The organism is Mesorhizobium sp. M1143, from assembly GCF_040318435.1.
In the GTDB taxonomy this organism is placed as follows: Bacteria; Pseudomonadota; Alphaproteobacteria; order Rhizobiales; family Rhizobiaceae; genus Mesorhizobium.
Genome location: NZ_JAMYMJ010000011.1, coordinates 38,507 through 58,518, shown reverse-complemented (window position 1 = coordinate 58,518; position 20,012 = coordinate 38,507). Strand labels below are relative to the sequence as shown.

At 62.5% G+C, this 20,012-nt stretch carries 19 protein-coding genes and 1 tRNA gene; 8 read left to right on the top strand and 12 right to left on the bottom strand.

What is annotated here, in order from left to right:
- Positions 1 to 120 precede the first annotated feature (120 nt).
- Positions 121 to 4,857 carry a glutamate synthase large subunit gene (gltB, locus tag NKH35_RS11235; RefSeq protein ID WP_352914511.1) on the bottom strand — a complete coding sequence of 1,579 codons (4,737 nt, stop codon included), beginning with the start codon at positions 4,855 to 4,857 and terminating at the stop codon, positions 121 to 123.
- Between the two features lie 508 nt (positions 4,858 to 5,365).
- Between gltB and NKH35_RS11230 the strand changes: the two genes are divergently transcribed.
- A complete protein-coding gene (locus NKH35_RS11230) occupies positions 5,366 to 6,415 on the top strand; it encodes a threonine aldolase family protein (RefSeq protein ID WP_023686416.1) in 1,050 nt (349 codons plus the stop codon).
- Positions 6,416 to 6,433: 18 nt separating this feature from the next.
- Positions 6,434 to 7,330: an MBL fold metallo-hydrolase gene (locus NKH35_RS11225; protein WP_023733485.1), complete on the top strand. Its 897-nt coding sequence runs from the start codon at positions 6,434 to 6,436 to the stop codon at positions 7,328 to 7,330.
- Here the strand turns inward: NKH35_RS11225 and NKH35_RS11220 are convergent.
- Both NKH35_RS11220 and NKH35_RS11215 read right to left on the bottom strand, forming a co-directional pair.
- Positions 7,327 to 8,091, bottom strand: a complete 765-nt coding sequence (locus NKH35_RS11220) for a sulfite exporter TauE/SafE family protein (protein ID WP_023733486.1) — start codon at positions 8,089 to 8,091, stop codon at positions 7,327 to 7,329. The genes NKH35_RS11225 and NKH35_RS11220 overlap by 4 nt on opposite strands.
- Before the next feature lie 157 nt (positions 8,092 to 8,248).
- Entirely contained in the window at positions 8,249 to 8,716 is a 468-nt protein-coding gene (locus NKH35_RS11215) for an Hsp20 family protein (protein WP_352914507.1), read from the bottom strand.
- A 458-nt stretch (positions 8,717 to 9,174) separates the two neighbouring features.
- Here NKH35_RS11215 and NKH35_RS11210 point away from each other — a divergent pair, with 458 nt between their 5' ends.
- The 4 genes from NKH35_RS11210 (at position 9,175) to NKH35_RS11195 (ending at position 11,667) form a co-directional block, all read left to right on the top strand.
- Positions 9,175 to 10,134, top strand: a complete 960-nt coding sequence (locus tag NKH35_RS11210) for an alpha/beta fold hydrolase (protein WP_023695700.1) — start codon at positions 9,175 to 9,177, stop codon at positions 10,132 to 10,134.
- Between the two features lie 161 nt (positions 10,135 to 10,295).
- The gene (locus tag NKH35_RS11205) at positions 10,296 to 10,466 is read left to right on the top strand and encodes a hypothetical protein (protein ID WP_023683236.1); all 171 of its coding nucleotides are present in this window, start codon (positions 10,296 to 10,298) and stop codon (positions 10,464 to 10,466) included.
- 3 nt (positions 10,467 to 10,469) lie between these two features.
- Positions 10,470 to 10,709 (top strand): DUF1127 domain-containing protein, encoded by a 240-nt coding sequence (locus NKH35_RS11200; protein ID WP_023686421.1) that lies wholly within the window; start codon positions 10,470 to 10,472, stop codon positions 10,707 to 10,709.
- A 127-nt stretch (positions 10,710 to 10,836) separates the two neighbouring features.
- Positions 10,837 to 11,667 (top strand): helix-turn-helix domain-containing protein, encoded by an 831-nt coding sequence (locus NKH35_RS11195; protein ID WP_023728420.1) that lies wholly within the window; start codon positions 10,837 to 10,839, stop codon positions 11,665 to 11,667.
- 12 nt (positions 11,668 to 11,679) lie between these two features.
- Here NKH35_RS11195 and hisN read toward each other — a convergent pair whose 3' ends face one another.
- Positions 11,680 to 12,453, bottom strand: coding sequence for a histidinol-phosphatase (gene hisN / locus NKH35_RS11190; protein ID WP_023671197.1), 774 nt, complete (start codon positions 12,451 to 12,453; stop codon positions 11,680 to 11,682).
- A gap of 337 nt (positions 12,454 to 12,790) precedes the next feature.
- Positions 12,791 to 13,732: an N-formylglutamate amidohydrolase gene (locus NKH35_RS11185; protein ID WP_023710935.1), complete on the bottom strand. Its 942-nt coding sequence runs from the start codon at positions 13,730 to 13,732 to the stop codon at positions 12,791 to 12,793.
- Positions 13,733 to 13,896: 164 nt separating this feature from the next.
- Between NKH35_RS11185 and cpdR the strand changes: the two genes are divergently transcribed.
- Complete coding sequence (cpdR, locus tag NKH35_RS11180; protein WP_023671195.1) at positions 13,897 to 14,259, top strand: cell cycle two-component system response regulator CpdR; 363 nt, start codon at positions 13,897 to 13,899, stop codon at positions 14,257 to 14,259.
- A gap of 115 nt (positions 14,260 to 14,374) precedes the next feature.
- Positions 14,375 to 14,449, top strand: a tRNA-Val gene (locus NKH35_RS11175).
- Between the two features lie 207 nt (positions 14,450 to 14,656).
- Here NKH35_RS11175 and NKH35_RS11170 read toward each other — a convergent pair.
- From NKH35_RS11170 to NKH35_RS11140, 7 genes are all read right to left on the bottom strand, one after another.
- A complete protein-coding gene (locus NKH35_RS11170) occupies positions 14,657 to 14,944 on the bottom strand; it encodes a DUF982 domain-containing protein (protein ID WP_245263703.1) in 288 nt (95 codons plus the stop codon).
- A gap of 112 nt (positions 14,945 to 15,056) precedes the next feature.
- Complete coding sequence (locus NKH35_RS11165; RefSeq protein ID WP_023671193.1) at positions 15,057 to 15,359, bottom strand: DUF982 domain-containing protein; 303 nt, start codon at positions 15,357 to 15,359, stop codon at positions 15,057 to 15,059.
- Between the two features lie 185 nt (positions 15,360 to 15,544).
- A complete protein-coding gene (locus tag NKH35_RS11160; RefSeq protein ID WP_023671192.1) occupies positions 15,545 to 16,009 on the bottom strand; it encodes an Hsp20 family protein in 465 nt (154 codons plus the stop codon).
- A gap of 404 nt (positions 16,010 to 16,413) precedes the next feature.
- Complete coding sequence (locus tag NKH35_RS11155) at positions 16,414 to 16,620, bottom strand: hypothetical protein (RefSeq protein WP_352914503.1); 207 nt, start codon at positions 16,618 to 16,620, stop codon at positions 16,414 to 16,416.
- 81 nt (positions 16,621 to 16,701) lie between these two features.
- Positions 16,702 to 17,670 carry a GDP-L-fucose synthase gene (fcl, locus tag NKH35_RS11150; protein WP_352914501.1) on the bottom strand — a complete coding sequence of 323 codons (969 nt, stop codon included), beginning with the start codon at positions 17,668 to 17,670 and terminating at the stop codon, positions 16,702 to 16,704.
- A 9-nt stretch (positions 17,671 to 17,679) separates the two neighbouring features.
- The gene (gmd, locus tag NKH35_RS11145) at positions 17,680 to 18,750 is read right to left on the bottom strand and encodes a GDP-mannose 4,6-dehydratase (RefSeq protein ID WP_023701025.1); all 1,071 of its coding nucleotides are present in this window, start codon (positions 18,748 to 18,750) and stop codon (positions 17,680 to 17,682) included.
- Positions 18,751 to 18,854: 104 nt separating this feature from the next.
- Entirely contained in the window at positions 18,855 to 20,009 is a 1,155-nt protein-coding gene (locus NKH35_RS11140; protein ID WP_023725193.1) for a dihydrodipicolinate synthase family protein, read from the bottom strand.
- Positions 20,010 to 20,012: the final 3 nt, after the last annotated feature.

Below are 20,012 nucleotides of genomic sequence, written 5' to 3'. Positions count from 1 at the left end.
GATGGTGCGGTTTTCGCACCCGTTAACCCCTTGAGGCAGCCGTGGCAACCTTGCATCCGAGGTCAAACTGTCGCTGAAAGTTCCGCCGGGAAGCCTGCGCCTCCCGGCAAGTCGAAAAACCTATTCCGCCGCCACGCCCATGCGCATGCGTTCCATCTCGATCAGCGCGCGGCGGTATTCGACCGGCATGATCTTGCGGAATTTCGGCCGGAAGGTCGTCCAGTCGTCGAGTATCTCGCGGCCGCGTACCGAACCGGTGAAATGGACGTGGTTCGAGATAAGCTGGTAAAGCCGTTCCTCGTCATGGGTGGTCATGTCACCCGAGACGTCGACGCGACCCTTGTGGTCGAGGTCACCGCCATGATGCAGCAGCCTTTCCATCAGATCGTCTTCTTCCGGAACCGGCTCCAGCTCGACCATCGCCATGTTGCAGCGCGCGGCGAAATCGCCGGCCTCATCCAGAACATAGGCCACGCCGCCCGACATGCCGGCAGCGAAGTTGCGACCGGTCTGGCCGATGACGACGACGATGCCGCCGGTCATGTATTCGCAGCCATGATCGCCGACGCCTTCAACGACGGCGGCGACGCCCGAATTGCGCACCGCGAAGCGCTCGCCGGCGACACCTGCGAAATAGGCCTCGCCCTCGGTCGCGCCATAGAGGACGGTGTTGCCGACGATGATCGATTCCGCCGCGACGATCGTGGACTCCTCCGGCGGCCGGATGACGATGCGTCCGCCCGACAGGCCCTTGCCGACATAGTCGTTGGCCGCACCGACGAGATCGAACGAGATGCCGCGCGCCAGGAAGGCGCCGAACGACTGGCCGGCGGTGCCGGTCAGCTTCACCTGGATCGTGTCCTCGCGCAGGCCCTTGTGCCTGAAGCGCTTGGCGACTTCGCCCGACAGCATGGCGCCCGTGGAGCGATCGACATTGCGGATGTCGACCTCGATCTTGACCGGCTGCTTGCTTTCGAGCGCGGGCTTCGCCAGTTCGATCAGCTTGCGATCGAGTACATCGTCGATCGGGTGTTTCTGCCGTTCGGTCCAGTGCACCGCCTCATGCGGCGCGCCCGGCTTGAAGAACATCTTGCCGAAATCGAGCCCACGCGCCTTCCAATGCTGGATCATCTCGCGCTTTTCCAGCAGGTCGCTGTCGCCGATGATCTGGTCGATATGGGTGTAGCCCATCTCGGCCAGCAGCCCCCTCACCTCTTCCGCAACATAGAAGAAGAAGTTGATGACATGCTCGGGCGTGCCCTTGAAACGCTTGCGCAGAACCGGGTCCTGCGTCGCGACGCCGACCGGGCAGGTGTTCAAGTGGCACTTGCGCATCATGATGCAGCCGGCCGCGATCAGCGGCGCGGTCGAGAAGCCGAACTCGTCGGCACCGAGCAGCGCACCGATGATGACGTCGCGCCCCGTGCGCAAGCCACCATCGACCTGCAGCGCAACGCGCGAGCGCAGCCCGTTCAGCACCAGCGTCTGGTGCGTCTCGGCTAGGCCCATTTCCCACGGGCTGCCGGCATGCTTGAGCGAGGTCAGCGGCGACGCGCCGGTGCCGCCATCATAGCCGGAGATGGTGATGTGGTCGGCGCGCGCCTTGGCGACGCCCGCCGCGACCGTGCCGACACCGACTTCCGACACCAGCTTTACCGAGACATCGGCCGCCGGGTTGACGTTCTTCAGATCGTAGATCAGCTGCGCCAGATCCTCGATCGAATAGATGTCGTGATGCGGCGGCGGCGAGATCAGGCCGACGCCAGGCGTCGAGTGCCGGACCTTGGCGATGGTGGCGTCGACCTTGTGGCCGGGCAGCTGGCCGCCCTCACCGGGCTTGGCGCCCTGCGCGACCTTGATCTGCATGACATCGGAATTGACGAGATACTCGGCGGTGACGCCAAACCGCCCCGAGGCGACCTGCTTGATCGCCGAACGTTCGGGGTTCTTGCTGCCGCCGGGCAGCGGCAGATAGCGGTCGGCCTCTTCGCCGCCCTCGCCGGTGTTCGACTTGCCGCCGATCTGGTTCATGGCGCGCGCCAGCGTCGTGTGTGCCTCGCGCGAGATCGAGCCGAACGACATCGCCCCGGTCGAGAAGCGCTTGACGATATCGGCCGCCGACATCACGTTCTCTATCGCCACCTTCTTGCGGCCGGTCTCTTCCGCAAGCTTGATCCTGAACAGGCCGCGTATGGTCTGGGCACGGGCCGTCTCGCTGTTGATCTGCGCGGAATACTCCTTGAACGTCTCCCACGAGCCCTGACGCACGGCGTGCTGCAAGGTGGCGACGGCGTCGGGCGACCACATATGGGCTTCGCCGCGCATGCGGTACATGTACTCGCCGCCGACCTCGAGGCTGTTGCGCAGCACCGGATCGTTGCCGAAACCGTCGGTGTGGCGGCTGAGCGTCTCGGCCGCGACCTCGTCCAGGCCGACACCTTCGATCAGCGTCGCTGTGCCGGTGAAGTACTTCTCGACGAAATCCGACTTCAGCCCGATGGCGTCGAATATCTGCGCGCCGCAATAGGACTGATAGGTGGAGATGCCCATCTTCGACATCACCTTGAGGATGCCCTTGCCGATCGACTTGATGTAGCGCGAGACCACCTCGTAGGCGTCAACCTCAGCCGGCAGTTCGCCACGCTTGTGCATGTCGAGCAGCGTATCGAAGGCAAGGTAGGGGTTGATCGCCTCGGCGCCGTAGCCGGCGAGACAGCAGAAATGATGCACTTCGCGTGGCTCGCCGGATTCCACGACCAGGCCGACCGCGGTGCGCAGACCCTTGCGGATCAGATGGTGGTGCACGGCAGCCGTCGCCAGCAGTGCCGGAATGGCGATACGGTCGGGACCGACCTGGCGGTCGGACAGGATGATGATGTTATAGCCGCCGGCGACAGCGGCTTCCGCCCGCTCGCACAGACGTTCGACCGCGCCCTGCATGCCGGCAGCGCCCTCGCTCGACCCGTAGGTGACGTCGATGGTCTTGGTGTCGAAACGGTCCTCGGTGTGGCCGATCGAGCGGATCTTTTCCAGATCGCCATTGGTCAGGATCGGCTGGCGCACTTCGAGCCGCTTGCGGCGCGAATTGCCGACCAGGTCGAAGATGTTCGGCCGCGGCCCGATGAACGACACCAGGCTCATCACCAGCTCCTCGCGGATCGGGTCGATCGGCGGGTTGGTGACCTGGGCGAAATTCTGTTTGAAATAGGTGTAGAGCAGCTTCGACTTGTCCGACATCGCCGAGATCGGCGTGTCGGTGCCCATCGAACCCACGGCTTCCTGGCCGGTGGTCGCCATCGGCGACATCAACAGCTTGGTGTCTTCCTGCGTGTAGCCGAAAGCCTGCTGGCGATCGAGCAGGCTGACATCCTTGCGCAGCGCGCGCGGCTCGACCGGCTTCAGATCCTCGAGGATCAGCTGCGTGTTGTTGAGCCAAGTCTTGTAGGGATGCCTGGTGGCGATCTCCGACTTGATCTCCTCGTCGGAAATGATGCGGCCCTTGGCGAGGTCGATCAAAAGCATGCGGCCGGGCTGCAGCCGCCACTTCTTGACGATCCTCTCCTCCGGCACCGGCAGCACGCCGGCCTCTGACGCCATGATGACGCGGTCGTCGTCGGTGACGATGTAGCGCGCCGGCCGCAGCCCGTTGCGGTCGAGCGTGGCGCCGATCTGGCGGCCGTCGGTGAAGGCGACCGCGGCCGGCCCGTCCCACGGCTCCATAAGCGCTGCATGGTATTCGTAGAAAGCCTTGCGATCGGCATCCATCAGCTTGTTGCCGGCCCAGGCTTCCGGGATCAGCATCATCATGGCGTGGCTGAGGCTGTAGCCGCCCTGGAACAGGAATTCGAGCGCATTGTCGAAGCACGCCGTGTCGGACTGGCCGTCATAGGAGATCGGCCACAGCTTGGAGATGTTGTTGCCGAACAGTTCGGAATCGACCGAGGCCTGGCGCGCCGCCATCCAGTTGTTGTTGCCGCGCACCGTGTTGATCTCGCCATTATGCGCGACCATGCGGTAGGGGTGCGCGAGCTTCCATGACGGGAAGGTGTTGGTCGAGAAGCGCTGGTGGACGAGGATCAGCGCGGTCTCGAAACGCGGATCCGACAAATCCTTGTAATAGGCGCCGACCTGGTAGGCCAGGAACATGCCCTTGTAGACGATGGTACGCGCCGATAGCGACACACAGTAGGCGCCAATATCCTTGTTGTTGTTCTCGGCGTAGATGCGGCCGGAAATCACCTTGCGCAGCAGGTACAGCCTGGCCTCGTATTCCTCGTCATCTGGAATGTCCGATGTGCGGCCGATGAAGACCTGGCGATGGAACGGTTCGGAGGCCGCAATATCGGGCGCCTTCGACAGCGATGAATTGTCGACCGGCACGTCGCGAAAGCCGAGCAGCGGCAGCCCTTCTGACTGCGCCGATTCGGCGATGATCTCTTCGATATGGGCGCGCAGTGCCGCATCCTGCGGCATGAACCAGTGGCCGACGCCGTATTGGCCTGCCGCCGGCAGTTCGACGCCCTGGGCCGCCATCTCTTCGCGGAAGAAATGATCGGGAATCTGCACCAGCACGCCGGCGCCGTCGCCCATCAGCGGATCGGCGCCGACAGCGCCGCGATGCGTCAGGTTTTCGAGCACGAAGAGCCCGTCCTTGACGATCTGGTGCGACTTCACGTTCTTCATGTTGACGATGAAGCCGACGCCGCACGCGTCATGCTCGTTGCGCGGATCGTAGAGACCCTGCGCGGCCATGCCATTGGTGGTCTGGCCTTCTTTGGTCAGAACGGTATTTTTAACGGCTGCCGCTTTCGTCTGCGCGGCCTGGCCGATAATCGCAGATGGCGTCAGTTCCGTCATCGTCCTGTCCTCCGTTCCGGCCCCTTGCACGTCTAGCATTTGGGGCGCTGGTCTACCTTGGGAAGCGACTGGCTTCCGCTCTCATCTTGCGGCACGTCTTTTCGAAATCCTTGGCGGACCGTGCGGTGCACCGCCGGTTCGTATCCGGTATCGTACAGGCCACAGCCGAGCCGTCTACCCGTCGCTCGCGGCAACGGCCGGAGTGGCCCAAATGATACGCCAATCCAGCCTGACTTGTGCGACAAAATAAGACAGCACTACTGTCCTAAATTTTTATGTCAGAAATCCTGGGCGTACACAAGACCGATTCACCAAATTCTTGGACGTTTGGCGACAGAAAATTACGTCGGGCGCTGCCGAAACGAAATTTCGGTCCCGGCACTCCTTCGTGATCGCCTTTGGCTTTACCGCTTTTTCAGCCCTTGGCCCTTGCGCGTCAAACCCCGAAACGGCCATGGTCGCGCTCTTGTCGCAACCAGACTTTCTCAACCAGACAGGGACTTTCCTGATGTTCTTTGCATCCGACAACTGGGCGGGCGTCCATTCCAACATTGCCGCCGGGCTGTCAGCCAACGCCGGCGGCTTTTCGACCGCCTATGGCGATGGCGATCTCGACCGCGCCGTCTACCAGCGTTTCAGCGAGATCTTCGAACGCGAGGTCGCGGTGTTCTTCGTCGCTACCGGCACGGCGGCCAACTCGCTGTCCCTGGCCGCTTACAACAAGCCCGGCGGCATTTCCTTTGCGCACCGCGAATCGCACATCATCGAGGACGAATGCGGCGCGCCGGAATATTTCAGCGGCGGCTCGCGTCTCCATGCTGTCGACGGCGCCCTGGGCAAGATCGACCCGCACAATCTTGAACGGGCCGTCGCCCGTTTCGCACCCGAAATCGTCCATTGGGGACGCCCGACGGCCGTCTCGATCACCCAATCGACCGAAGTCGGCACAGTGTACGGGCTCGACGACATTTCCACCATTTCGGAGATCGCCAAACGCTTTTCCCTGCCGCTGCATATGGACGGCGCCCGTTTTGCCAACGCATTGGTCGCGCTTGAGACGACGCCGGCCGAAATGACCTGGAAGCGCGGCGTCGATATCGTCTCGTTCGGCGGCACCAAGAACGGCTGCTGGTGCGCCGAAGCGGTGGTGCTGTTCGATCTAGACCGCGCCAAGGAGCTGTCCTTCCTGCGCAAGCGCGCCGCACAGCTGTTCTCCAAGTCGCGCTTCATCGCAGCGCAGTTCGACGCCTACTTCACGGACGGCCTGTGGCTGGACACGGCCCGTCATGCCAATGCCATGGCCGCGCGCCTGGCGGCTGCGATCGAGGATTCGGCAACGGCTAAGCTCGCTTGGTTGCCGCAGGCCAACGAGGTGTTCGCGGTGATGAAAAAGGCGGAAGCCGAAAGGCTGCAATCCGTCGGCGCCGCCTTTTACGACTGGCACCGGCCGCACGGCTTCGACGGCCATGTCGGCGAGGACGAGTTGCTCTATCGCTTCGTCACCAGCTTTGCCACGACTTCAGATGAGGTCGATCGCTTCGGCCAGATGATCGCCTGAACCCGCGAGACCGCGCCAATGACAAAGCCACCTCTCGGCTCAACCATGCGGCTGGTTCGCCCGGCGCCAAACGTGCTCGGCTTCTACGATGGCCGCGTTGACGGCGTTCGCGCCTGGTCGGACGAGCCGAACTGGCTGGACGACGGCGCCTATGCCCTCGGCATCTGCACCTATGCGATCGTCGACGGCTCGCAGGCGCTTGTCTACGACACGCATATTTCGCTGCCTCACGCGCGCTTCATCAGGCAGACGCTCGAAGACATGGGCGCAACATCGATCCGGGTCGTGCTCAGCCACTGGCATGACGATCATATTGCCGGCAATGAGGTGTTTCAGGATTGCGAGATTATCGCCAACACGCTCACCGCCTCGGCGCTCGCGAACAACCGGGCTGAGATCGAAAGCGGTGTTCCACCGATCAAGCCTCTCGTGCTGCCGAACAGGACCTTCGAAGGCAGTCTTGACCTCGCCGTTGGATCAATCGCCGTCGAACTGCGTCAGGTCGAAATCCACAGCCATGACGGCACGGTGCTGTTCATGGCTGGGATCGGCCTGCTGCTGGCAGGCGACACGCTGGAGGATCCGATCACCTTTGTCAGCGAGGCGGATCGGCTGGCGCAACATCTGGTCGATCTCGAACGCATGAGCGGGTGGCCGATAGACCGCATCTTGCCCAATCACGGCTCGCTCGAAGCGATTGAGCGAGGCGGCTACGACAAAGGCCTCATCGCCGCCACGCAAGCCTACGTTCAAAAACTGCTTCGCTGCCGGCATGAGCCTGATCTTGCGAAGCAGGATCTGAAAACCTTCGGCGCCGACATGTTCGCCACGGGCGCGGTCGAGTACTTCGCGCTGTACGAGCCCGTCCACCGGCAAAACGTCGAGGCCGTTCTCGCAACCGGCACCGGTCGCTAAGCAAGGAAAGGCCGCGCCAAAAGCTCGAGGCCAAGCAAGATCAGGAAAATAAGAAACCAGCGCCGGAAGGTCGCCGGGCTGATCCGCTGCCGGAGCAACTGTCCGAGCCACATGCCGAGCAAGGCCGGCGCAACCGCCAGCGACGACATGGCGACATGCCCGACCTGGAACGCGCCGTGCGAGGCAAGGCCGGCAGCGAGCGCGATCGTCGACACGGTGAAGGACAGGCCGAGCGCCTGGATCAGATCGTCACGGCTCAAGCCCAGCGCCTGAATGTAAGGTACAGCGGGCACGACGAACACGACGGTGCCGCCGGTGACGAGGCCGGTAAGGAAACCGACGATGGGCGACGACCATCGCTCGGCTGACGCGGGAACCGTCAACTGCCGCGCCAGCAGCGTATAGACGGCATAGACGATCAGCGCCGCCCCGAGGCCGGCCGTCGTCCATTTGACATTGTCGCTGGCCAGCAGCCATGAGCCGGCCAGCGTGCCGGCGACGATGCCGACCATCATCAGCCACAGCCGCCTGAGGATCCAGCCGAAGCTCGGGCCGGCAAACAGCTGCCAGATATTGGTGACGAAGGACGGCACGATCAGCAGCGAAGCCGCGGCGACCGGCGGCATGATTGTGCCCAGCAGCCCCATCGCCAACGTCGGCAGTCCCATACCGGTAACGCCCTTGACGATGCCGGCCAGCAGGAAGGTCACCGCAATGGTTGCCGTTAGGGCCAGGGAAAAATCAGCCGAGAGATCAGACATCGCCCTTCATGGGAAGACGGCGCCCGCCGCAAAAGAGCCAGAACTCTTCGGTTGGGGTGACAGAGGCTGCGGCGAAAAAAAGCGGCGCCTCGCGGCGCCGCTTTCGTCTCGGGAGGAAACGCTTTTAACCTTGGGCGTTGTGACGCCGCCGTCTTGATCACGCGGCGTTCTTGGCCTCGATCTGCTTGGCGTTGGCCGAAGAGGCGGTAATCGCGATCTTGCGCGGCTTCAGCTCCTCGGGGATGTTGCGCTTAAGGTCGACGAAAAGCAGGCCGTTCTTCAGCGAGGCGCCGACGACCTCGACATGGTCGGCAAGCTGGAAGCGGCGCTCGAACGAACGCGAGGCAATGCCGCGGTAGAGCAGCTCGGAGCCTTCGCCATTGCCCTCTTCCTTGCGCTCACCCTTGACGGTCAGCACGTTGCGGTGGGCTTCGATCGAAATCTCTTCGTCCGAGAAGCCGGCAACCGCCATCGAGATGCGATAGGCGTCCTCGCCGGTGCGCTCGATGTTGTAGGGCGGATAGGTCTGCGCGCCATCGGGCTGGGCCAGCGAGTCGAGCATGGTGAACAGGCGGTCGAAGCCGACGGTCGAGCGATAGAGCGGGGAAAAATCAACGTGACGCATGAGGTGTTCTCCTGTTGAGCAACATGTTTGCGTGTGGCCGGTGCGAAACCCTGGAAAGGCGTTTCGGGTGGACCAGCAGCCCCGACATCGGCGGCTGCATCCGACATTTGGGGAGCGCAAAAGCGCATTTCAAGGATTTTTGAAGAGCGCCAATCGAGGCGTCGATGAACGGCAGATGAACCGCCGCTTCGGCGCCCGTTCAGCCGGCCGGCGCTAGAGTGCCCCACGATAAAGAACCAGGCGGCGCCGGATAAAAGCGCCGCGACGAGGCCGACCGGGTGTAACGTCCCTTCCTCCCGGATCGACAGAGGCCGGAAGCACGCCGCCGCAGGCTGCTTCCGGCCTTGCTCGTTGTTCGTCCGCCCCCTTGGCGCCCTCCCTTTGCTTTTCATCCATTGGCGTCTATCACCATGCCGACGCCCCTGCCGGGTGAGACACCACGAACACGCAAGCGCCTAATGACGGATCTCTTCCATCCCACGCCAGGCAATCCGCCGCCGCAAAATGTCGGCGGCGGCTTTTTCACCACGCGCGACGGCAAGAAGATCCGCTACGGCCTGTTTGCCGCGGTCACCCGGCCGCTGAAAGGCACCGTCGTGCTGCTGCCCGGCCGCAACGAGTGCATCGAGAAATATTTCGAAACCATCCGCAACCTGACCGACCGCGGCCTCGGCGTCGCCACCCTCGACTGGCGCGGCCAGGGCGATTCCGACCGGCTGATCGCCGACCCGCAACGCGGCTATGTCCGCTCCTTCTACGATTACACCGGCGACCTCGAACAGTTCTTCGAGGATATCGTGCTGCCCGACTGCCGCGGCCCGTATTACATCCTCGCCCATTCCATGGGCGCCGTGATCGCGCTGCTCGCGGCGCCGTCGATGGTCAACCGGGTGCGTCGCATGGTGCTGATTGCGCCTTTCCTGACGGTGCCCGACTCGCCCGTGTCGGCAAAAACGGCGCGCCGCGTCTGCTCGGTATTGTGCTTTCTCGGCCTCGGCCGACTCTACGCCGCCTGGGGTCCGCGTCCCAGGGAAACCCTGCCCTTCGCCCTCAACAAGGTGACATCGGACCCCGAGCGCTATCAGCGCAACACGAAAATCTACGAGCACTATCCGCAACTGGCGCTCGGCGGGCCGACGATCCGCTGGCTGCAGGCGGCAATCAAGGCAGGCGAAGCCATCAGCGAGCCCGACTTCATGGCCAGGATCCAGGTGCCGCTGCTGATGATCGCCGCCGGCGCCGATCAGGTCGTCTCGACCAAGGCCGTGGAAGCCTATGCCAGGCGTCTGCGTCTGGGCTCGCTGCTGATGATCGATGGCTCGAAACACGAGATCCTGCAGGAGGCCGATGTCTATCGCGAGCAGTTGCTCGCCGCCTTCGACGCCTTCATACCCGGCAACGACGACCCGACAGCCTGATGCCGCCGGCGCTGCATGTTGCGGCGCCTTGAGCTTGCGCCTGCTGACAGCCTTCTGTCAGGAGCAGCGCCGGCAGCACACAAAGAGCTAAAGATTCTGACAGCCGGTGCCGCCCCGGAATGTTCATCTCTCCGCGTACTGAACGCCAAGGAGATGACGTCATGACCGAGAAAACCTGCGCTGCCTGCGATTGCCAGCTGGACGCCAACCCGATCCGCGTCAAGGTCGGCGGCAAGACCGTCGAGGTCTGCTGCGAGGAATGCGCGATTGCGCTGAACGAAGCCGGCGCCTCAGTGGCCGGCGCATCAGTGGCCGGCAACGGGGAAGCCTGAGCGATGCGCCCCGATCATGCAGCGGCGGCGCAATGCCTCGCACATCAGCCGACAACTCAAACCGCGACGTTCCGGCGGTCCTTGCGGACACAAGGCATCGCGGCGGCCAACTGGATCGGCCGTCAACTGGAAAGGCGCCGAAGCCGCCTTGCCTTGCTCGAAATGACCGACGAACAGCTCAAGGACATCGGTCTGTCGCGCAGCGACGCTCACTGCGAATACATGCGCCGTTTGTGGGACTGAGCCATGGCCGTTACGAAGGGCCCGACAGGTGAAGTCGCCTGACAGGTTTGGACAAGCCAATCGCCTAAATGTGCCGGAGCAGCTTTCGGTGCAAGGGTAGAATGCAACGGCCATGTCTCAGCTCACCATGTCGCAGTTCACGGTACAGACGCTTCTGGACACCGGCACCGTCAGGGTGAGGGATGTCCTCTGCAGCGGCGAATGCCGGCACAAGAGCGAAGAAGAGTGCACCGCTGCCACGCATCTTGTGTTTCCCTATCGCGGCGTCTTCGTGCGCCATGTCGGCCGCAACGATGCGGTCGCCGAAGCCAACCAGTTGTTGTTCTTCAACAACGCCGAAGGCTACCGGATCAGCCATCCCGTCGAGGGTGGCGATTCCTGCCTCGATCTCGTTGTCGAGGAGGCGCAAATGCAGGAGCTGACGCCGAAGGAGCAGTTGCGCTTGGGCAGCGCCGTGGCGTTTCGTCGTCAGCGCCGCCGCATCGACCCGCGGGCTCAGGCGCTGGTGGCGGTGCTGCGCCACAGCCTGAGCCGCAACATTGCCGAAACGCTGGAGGCCGAAACCCTGGCGCTGACGCTGGTGCGGCGCTCCCTCGGCGAGCGCACCTCGCATGCCGCCGGCGCAAGCGCTGGCCGGCAGAAGCTGGTCGACCGCGCCAAGCTCGTCCTGTCCTCGGATCTTTCGCGGCGCTGGACGCTGGCCGAGATCGCCGCTGAAGTCGGGGTATCACCGGTTTATCTCACGCAGGTTTTCCAGCAGGTCGAGGCGATGCCGCTCTATCGCTACCATCTGCGCCTGCGGCTGGCGCGCGCGCTCGACCTGCTTGGCCGCTACGACAATCTGACCACGCTCGGCCTGGACCTCGGCTTCTCCAGCCACAGTCATTTCAGCTCAGCGTTCAGGCAGGTCTACGGGCGAACGCCGGCGGAATTCCAGCGCTCGATCAAGCCGCGCTGATCGGGTCGACTATCAGCCGCGCAAGGCTGCCATTGCAGCCGCGTGAAGCTCCGGCGTTGCGGCGGCCAGGATGTCGCCGCCCTTTTCCGCCGGACCGCCCTCGAATGTGGTGACGACGCCGCCGGCCTTTTCAATGATCGGGATCAGCGCCACGATGTCGTAGGGTTTCAATCCGGGATCGGCGACGATGTCGACGCTGCCGGACGCGATCATGGCAAAGGCGTAGCAATCGGCTCCGTAGCGGGCGAGCTGGATCTGTTTCTCGAACGCGTCGTAGCGGGTGCGCGCCTCGCCCTTGAAAAGCGCCGGCGTGGTGGTGAACAAGGTCGCCTCGTCAAGCTTCGTCCTCTTGCGGGTCGACAGCTTCCGCGGCCCGCCGGGGCCTTCGTAGTGGGAGCCGGAAGCGTTGGCGTAGAACAGCTCGCCGGTGAAGGGCTGCGCCATCATGCCGGCGACGGCGTCACCGTCGACCGTCAATCCGACCAGCGTTCCCCACACCGGCAGGCCTGAGATGAAGGCGCGGGTACCATCGATCGGATCGATCACCCAGACATGCCTTGAGGAGATGTTTTCGCTGCCATGTTCTTCGCCAAGGATACCGTGATCGGGATACTCAGCCGAGATCAGCGCCCGGATGGCGCGCTCGGCCTCGCGGTCGGCCTCGGTGACCGGGTCGAAACTGCCTTTTTCCTTGTTGGCCACGGCGCCCTGTGCGCGGAAACGCGGCAAGGTTTCAGCCGCCGCCGCTTGCGCGATCCGGCGCATGAAATCGATGCTGATGTCCACGCGATTCTCCCGCATTACAGAGTGCCAACCCGGTCTGCCGGCACTTTCCCGCCAAAACAAGCCGGTTTATCGATTTATCAGAGACATCAGCGTTGCCGAAATGTCACACATCGGGACCATCGAAACGCATTTTCACATCAGAGTGAATTAAAAAAGCGTGGGATCGATTGACATTTGTGCATCGCACAATAAATTTGTTCTCGGACAGGTTTTCCTGTCCATGCCCTCCTTGGGCGTTTCCTCCCTAGACTTCGACCGTGTCGTGCAAACGATGCGGTCTTTTTTTACGCTGCGGGATGGCCAGCGCGGGATTGCATGAACAGCCGCCGCTCCGGCGTCATTCGGCGGCCAGTGGCAGGTCGACGAAGTGGTGGTCGGGCATCGCCATCAGGTCGGCCGAAAAGCGCGCCATATCGTCGGCCAGCGCATCGAAGCCGGCCGATTTCTGGAACGTCCGCTCATTCATGTAGAGGCCGCGATTGACCTCGATCTGCAGCGCATGCAGGTGGCGCGCCGGCCGGCCGTAATGCTCGGTGATGAAACCGCCTGCATAGGGTTTGTTGTGGGCGACGGTGTAGCCCATGCCGATGAGCAGGCCGATCGCCGTTTCGGTCAGGGCCGCCGTGGCCGAGATGCCGAAACGGTCGCCGACGATGAAATCCGGCCGCAGGCCGCTGTCGCCCACCCTGATGCTCGCCGGCATCGAATGGCAGTCGATCAGCACGGCATAGCCGAACCTGGCATGGGTTCTGGTCAAAAGCCGCTTCAGCGTCTCGTGATAGGGTTTGTAGACCGCCTCTATGCGCTGGACGGCCTCCGCCAGCGGCAGACGGCCGGAATAGATGTCGAGCCCCTCACCCACCAGCTTGGGCACGGTGCCGAGCCCGCCGGCAACGCGCGCCGAGCGGATGTTGCAGAAGGACGGCACCGGCTCGGCGAACATGCGCGGGTCGAGTTCCCAGGGCTCGCGGTTGACGTCGAGGTAGGCGCGCGGAAAATTCGCCGCCAGTATCGGCGCGCCCAGCGCCACCGCGCCGCCGAACAGCTCGTCGACATAGCAGTCCTCGGAGCGGCGGATGGCGTTCCGGTCGAGCCGCGCCATGGCCAGGAAGCGGTCTGGATAATAGCGGCCGCTATGCGGTGAGTTGAAGACGAAGGGAACGCGCTGCTCGGCGCCCGATCGGATTTCGAAGGGTGGAACGACCGAAAAATCTTCGGCTGCCGTCGTCAATTTGAACGAACCCGGAAACAGCAATGCATCATGATGGGAAACTGCCACCTCATCGGCCGCATGTCCAGCATTTCGGCATGTCAGGAACCCCGTCAAATCAGGATTAATGCAGCCAACGTTCACTTGATGTTTACCGTCAGCTCCTCATATACAGGATGGTTAACGGGCTTGCCGGACGGCAGGCTCGGCTGGGGTGATTCGGACGGGACAAGATGGCACGCATTCTGCTGGCGGAAGACGACGACGACATGCGCCGGTTCCTGGTCAAGGCACTGGAGCGGGCCGGCTATCACGTCAGCGATTTCGACAATGGCGCCAGCGCCTACGAGCGGCTGCGCGAAGAACCTTTCTCCCTGCTGCTGACCGATATCGTCATGCCGGAGATGGACGGCATCGAACTCGCCCGCCGCGCCACCGAGATCGATCCCGACCTCAAGGTGATGTTCATCACCGGTTTCGCGGCCGTCGCGCTCAACCCCGATTCCAAGGCGCCGAAAGACGCCAAGGTGCTGTCCAAGCCCTTCCACCTGCGCGATCTCGTCAATGAGGTCGAAAAAATGCTTCAGGCCGCCTGAAGCGCGCACAGTGTGATCTCGCCGCTTCGTCGGCGGCGCGGCAAAACGAGCCTTTCTTTCCCTTTTCCGGCTATTGACGCGCTGGACCAAAAATGGTGTATGCGCGGCTTCGGATGGGCGTGTAGCTCAGCGGGAGAGCACTGCATTGACATTGCAGGGGTCACAGGTTCAATCCCTGTCACGCCCACCATCCTTTCGATAACTTAGCCAAGCCCGTTTTTGGCGCACCCCTTCGACGACTTAGCCGGTAAGGCGGCCACCGCTTATGGCAGCCGCCTCGTGTTTGTGGACATTCTAATGCATGGCGCTCAAAAGTGGCCCCGGTTTTGAGACTACGACATGCATAAAAACAAAGACCTAAAGCGCGTCGTCTGAGTCCGTTCAAACGCGACGCGCTTTAGACGTGGCGCGGACTTAGCGTCCTTGAAGGCGCAGGCTCGATGCCGTCCTCCATAAGAATATCCTTCTTGCGAGCGAACGCGACGAAGACGCCTCGTGCTGTCTCGGGTTCCACATCACCAATCAGAGCGGCTTTGCAAGCGCGAATAGCAGCTCTCTGCTCCGGGCTGTTGCCACACCATTCGGCTGCGAATTGATAAGCATCCGCGACCGTGTTGAGTTGGCGGGGAAAGCCCAATCCCACCCACACCCGGACTGGCTTTTCAAAAGGTTTCGATAGCATCATGACCTCCTTTCCTAATGCATGTCACCCAGAAGTATGCCGCGGTTCTGGGACAACGACATGCATCAAAACAAAGACTTAAAGCGTGTCGCATGAATCCGTTTCGCGACGCGCTTTAGGCAGTCACTCCTCCGCCTTCGCCACCTCTGCCCATCATCCACGGCATTGTCGTGGATACTTCCTCAAGGATTCTGGCTGCTTTCGCAAAACCGCTGAACGCGTCTCTGGCTGCGGAAAGCGGATAATCGCTATCGAAAGCTCGCTGGCAGGCCCGCAATGCGGTTTGGTGAATGGGGCCGCGCCTGTCCTTCGGCCATTCATAGAGGAACTCCAGAGCGTCCTCGAGACACGTGATTTCCTGAACAAGGTTGTCGCCGCTTTTCACGAAAACGGCGCTGTCGAACATCCGATCGTTCATATGATCCTCCAAATCGAACGAACCATTGAGTTTCATGGTTTGCGCGGTCCAGGCCAACTGCGGGCGCGCGACAGAGGCGCGCCAGTACGTCCTGCAGTGATCATCTTCGTTTCTCCGCAATCACAGCCTCCCGGCCGAAAACCGGGAGGCGGACCCGCAGTTCAAAGTGTGACAGATCGACAGGATTACGCGGCTTTACGCGCGCGGTCCGTGTCTTGCGTGATCTGAGTGGCGGCCGTCGGCGTGTCGCCCACGCCGATGCTGATGCGGCGCGGCTTCAGCTCTTCGGGAATCTCGCGGACAATGTCGATCGAGAGGAGGCCATTCTCCAGTTTGGCTGCCTTGATCTTCATGTGGTCGGCAAGCTTGAACGTCTGCCTGAAACTGCGGTAGGCGATGCCCTGGTGCAGCAGCTGGCGTCCGCTCTGATCATCAGCTTTCTGGCCTACCACGACCAGTTCGGGTCCATGCTGGGTAAGCTCGACCTCATCCTGGCTGAAGCCTGCGATGGCCATCGAGATACGGTAATCGTTCTCGTCGACCTTCTCGATGTTATAGGGCGGCCAGTCTGGACGCGTGCCGCTGTCGAGCATGTCGAAAAGCCGGTCGAAACCGACGGTGGTCCGATAGAGGGTATCAAAGGTTCTCATAGCCACATCCTCCTTGAAGCAACATGGGTACAAGGACGCCGCCCTGTGCGGCGCCGCCATTTTTTGCCGAGCCTTATGGCCTTGGCGGAAATCGAATTAGGAGGCGCCCCAAATGAGTTCAAGAGCATCTCGAATTTTTTTTAGTAGCATCCTTCGCATCGACGGAAAGCGAAATCTGAGTTTCTACGGGACCTTCCCTTCGAACAGTCGAACAGCCCCTTGAAGTACAGATCCGGCGGGAAGTTTTCGCGCGATCTGCGCGACCGCATCGTCTACTGCCCCGCCGTCCCGTTTCGTGTTCAAATGCCGGCCAGCAAGGAACCGGGTAGCGGCCTTCCGATCCGTATCCGCCCTGTCGGGGGCGAAACGTCCCGGCCCGTGCCGGGACGTTTCTGGCTCGCGGATCACTGTGGCCGCGGATCGGGCCTGTCGGGCTTGTCATGAGGGGTGTTGTTGCCTTCACGGCACGGTGTGCCGATGCCGCAGCATTTGCCGTTGTAGGTGACACCGGGCTTGGTCTTCTCGCATTCCCTCGGCGGTGCCGTCTGACACCCTGCCAGCACCGAAACCGCGATGGCGGCGAGAACTGCGTTTCTTGAAGTGATAAACATTGACGTTCTCCTTGATGGACCGTGTTTGCTACACACCGCTTGGTCGCGGGCGGCAGCGAAATGGTTCAAGGAAAATTGGAATCAGGCCGCGCCGAGGCGGACACCACCCTTCCCAATATGGTTGAGAAACCACGCATATGTCTGTTCCAATCCACCGCGAAGTGCGTAGCGCGGGCGCCATCCCGTTGCAAACAGCCGCGAAACATCCATCAACTTGCGCGGCGTGCCGTCTGGCTTGGTCGTATCGAAGGCGATATTAGCCTCGACGCCGGCGACCGATGCGACGGTCTGGGCAAGCTCGGCAATGGTGACATCCTCGCCCGAACCGACATTGACGTGGCCGTCGCCGGCATAATTCTTCAACAGCCAGACCAAGGCATCGGCGGCGTCGTCGACATGCAGGAATTCACGCCGTGGCGTGCCCGAGCCCCAGACATTGAGGCTGTTGCCGCCGCTCAGCGCCAGCGCATGCGCCTTTCGCATCAGGGCCGGCACGACATGGCTGCTCTGCAGGTCGAAATTGTCACCCGGTCCGTAGAGGCTGGCCGGCATCGCCGAGATGTAGTCGACGCCATGCTGGCGCCGATAGGCCTGGCACAGTTTGAGCCCGGCGATCTTGGCGATCGCATACCATTCATTGGTGGGTTCGAGCGGACCGGTCAGCAGCGCGTCTTCCCTGATCGGCTGCGGCGCGAGCTTTGGATAGATGCAGGACGAGCCGAGAAACAAAAGCTTGCCGACCTCGCTGCGAAAGGCGCCGTCAATGACATTGCCCTGCATAACCAGGTTTTGCTGCAGGAAATCGACAGGGAACCGGTCATTGGCCAGGATACCGCCGACTTTGGCGGCCGCCATCACCACCGCATCCGGCCTGTGCTCGGCCATCCAGCGCCGCACCCCTGCCTGGTCGAGCAGGTCGAGCCTGTCGCGCGATACGGTGAGTATCTCGCAGTCCTCGCTCGCCAGCCGGCGCACGACGGCCGAACCGACCATGCCGCGATGCCCGGCGACGAAGACACGCTTGCCTTTCAGATCAAATGTCGCGTCCATGAACCTGCCTCACGCAGAACGGCTGTTCTGCCGCGTGCCGCCGGCGGTGCGCGCCAGATCGGCCTGCACCATTTCCGCCACCAGATCCCTGAAGCCGGTCGTGTGCGACCACCCCAGCCTGGCTTTGGCCTTGGCGGGGTCGCCGAGCAGCAGGTCGACCTCGGTCGGCCGGAAATAGCGCGGATCGATGCGCACCAGGACAGTGCCCGAACCGGCATCGACACCGACTTCATCGACACCCTCGCCTTGCCAGCGGATGGTGCGGCCGGTCTCGGCAAACGCCAGCTCGACGAATTCGCGCACCGAATGCGCCTCGCCGGTCGCCAGCACGAAATCGTCGGCTTCGCTGTGCTGCAGAATGCGCCACATGCCCTCCACATAGTCGCGCGCATGGCCCCAATCACGCTTGGCGTCGAGATTGCCGAGATAGAGCGTGTCCTGCAGGCCATGATGGATCGAGGCGACGGCCCGCGTAATCTTGCGGGTGACGAAGGTCTCGCCGCGTGTCGGGCTTTCGTGGTTGAACAGGATGCCGTTGGCGGCGAACATGCCGTAAGCCTCGCGGTAGTTGACCGTGATCCAGTAGGCGTAAAGCTTGGCCGCGGCATAGGGCGAGCGCGGATGGAAGGGCGTCGCCTCGCTTTGCGGGACCTCGCGCGCCTTGCCGTAAAGCTCCGACGTCGATGCCTGATAGAAGCGCACCGACTTCTCCAGGCGCAGGATGCGGATCGCCTCGAGCAGCCTGAGTGTTCCCAGCGCATCGGCATTGCCGGTGTATTCCGGCGTCTCGAAACTCACCTGGACATGACTCTGGGCGCCGAGATTGTAGATCTCGCCGGGCTGTGTCTCCTGCACCAGGCGAATAAGGTTGGTCGCGTCGGTCAGGTCGCCATAATGCAGGAAGAAACGCGCACCGCGCTCGTGCGGATCGACATAGATGTCGTCAACGCGCTCGGTGTTGAACGAGGACGAGCGGCGTTTGACGCCATGGACAATATAGCCCTTCTGCAGAAGCAATTCTGCGAGATAGGCCCCGTCCTGCCCGGTAACCCCGGTGATGAGCGCCACTTTTTCCGTCATTGCCGCTCCGTCCGCATCCAATCCCGGCAACCGAATACAGATTTGGCGCGAGAACGCAAATCCCCCATACGGGGGACAGGTTTCAGCCAGCGATTGTGTCGTTCTCAGGCACCTGCAACCGCGCAGAAATGCTTCATCCTGGCCAGCGCAAGCTCGGGATCGGCGAGCAACCCTGCCTGGTCGGCAAGGCGGAAGATGTCGGCATAGTGCAGGATGCCGCGCGCCGACTGCATGCCGCCGACCATGGCGAAATGGTCCTGATGGCCGTTGAGCCAGGCCATGAAGACGATGCCGGCCTTGTAATACTCCGTCGGCGCCTCGAAGATCTTGCGCGACAACGGCACTGTCGGCGCCATCAGCGCGTCAAATCCGGCGCGGTCGCCGTCAGCCAGTTTCGCGAGCGCCGCACTGGCGACTGGCGCGATGGCGTCGAATATGCCGAGCAAGGCGTGCGAGTGCCGCTTCCCGTCGCCGGCAATCAGTTCGGGATAGTTGAAATCGTCGCCGGTGAACATGACGACGCCTTCCGGCAACCGGTTGCGCAAGGCAACTTCCTTGCCGGCATCGAGCAGGGAAATCTTTATCCCCTCGACCTTGCCGGCATGGCGCTCGATGATGGCGACGACGGTGTCGAGCGCGGCCTCGAAATTGCCGCTGCCCCAATAACCTTTCAGTGCAGGATCGAACATGTCGCCCAGCCAGTGCAGGATGACCTTGCCGGATGCCTGGCTGAGGATGCGATCGTAGACCCTGATATAGTCGTCCGGACCCTTTGCGACCGCTGCCAGCGCCCGGCTGGCCATCATGATCGCCTTGCCGCCCTCGCCTTCAATGAAAGCGAACTGCTCCTCATAGGCGGCGATCACATCTTCGAGTGATCTCGAATTGGCCGGCGCCAGATGATCGGTGCCGGCGCCCGAGGAGAGGTCTGCGCCTTCGACGCTGCGCGCCTCGGCGATCGAGCGGCGGATCAATTCCTGCGCATTCGCCCAGTCGAAACCCATGCCGCGCTGGGAGGTGTCCATCGCCTCGGCGATGCGGAAGCCAAGCCGCCACAAATGATGCCGAAACGCCATCGTCTTGTCCCAATCGACCGCAGGCTTCGACCAGGGGTCGGTCATCGCGAAAGGATCGGCGACGACGTGGGCCGCGGCATAGGCGATGCGCGGGAAAACCGCACCGATTACGGGCTCGACCGGACTGCCCGCGAGCTTGTAGCTGACGCGGCCGCCATTCTGCGTAGGCAGGGTGATATCCATGGC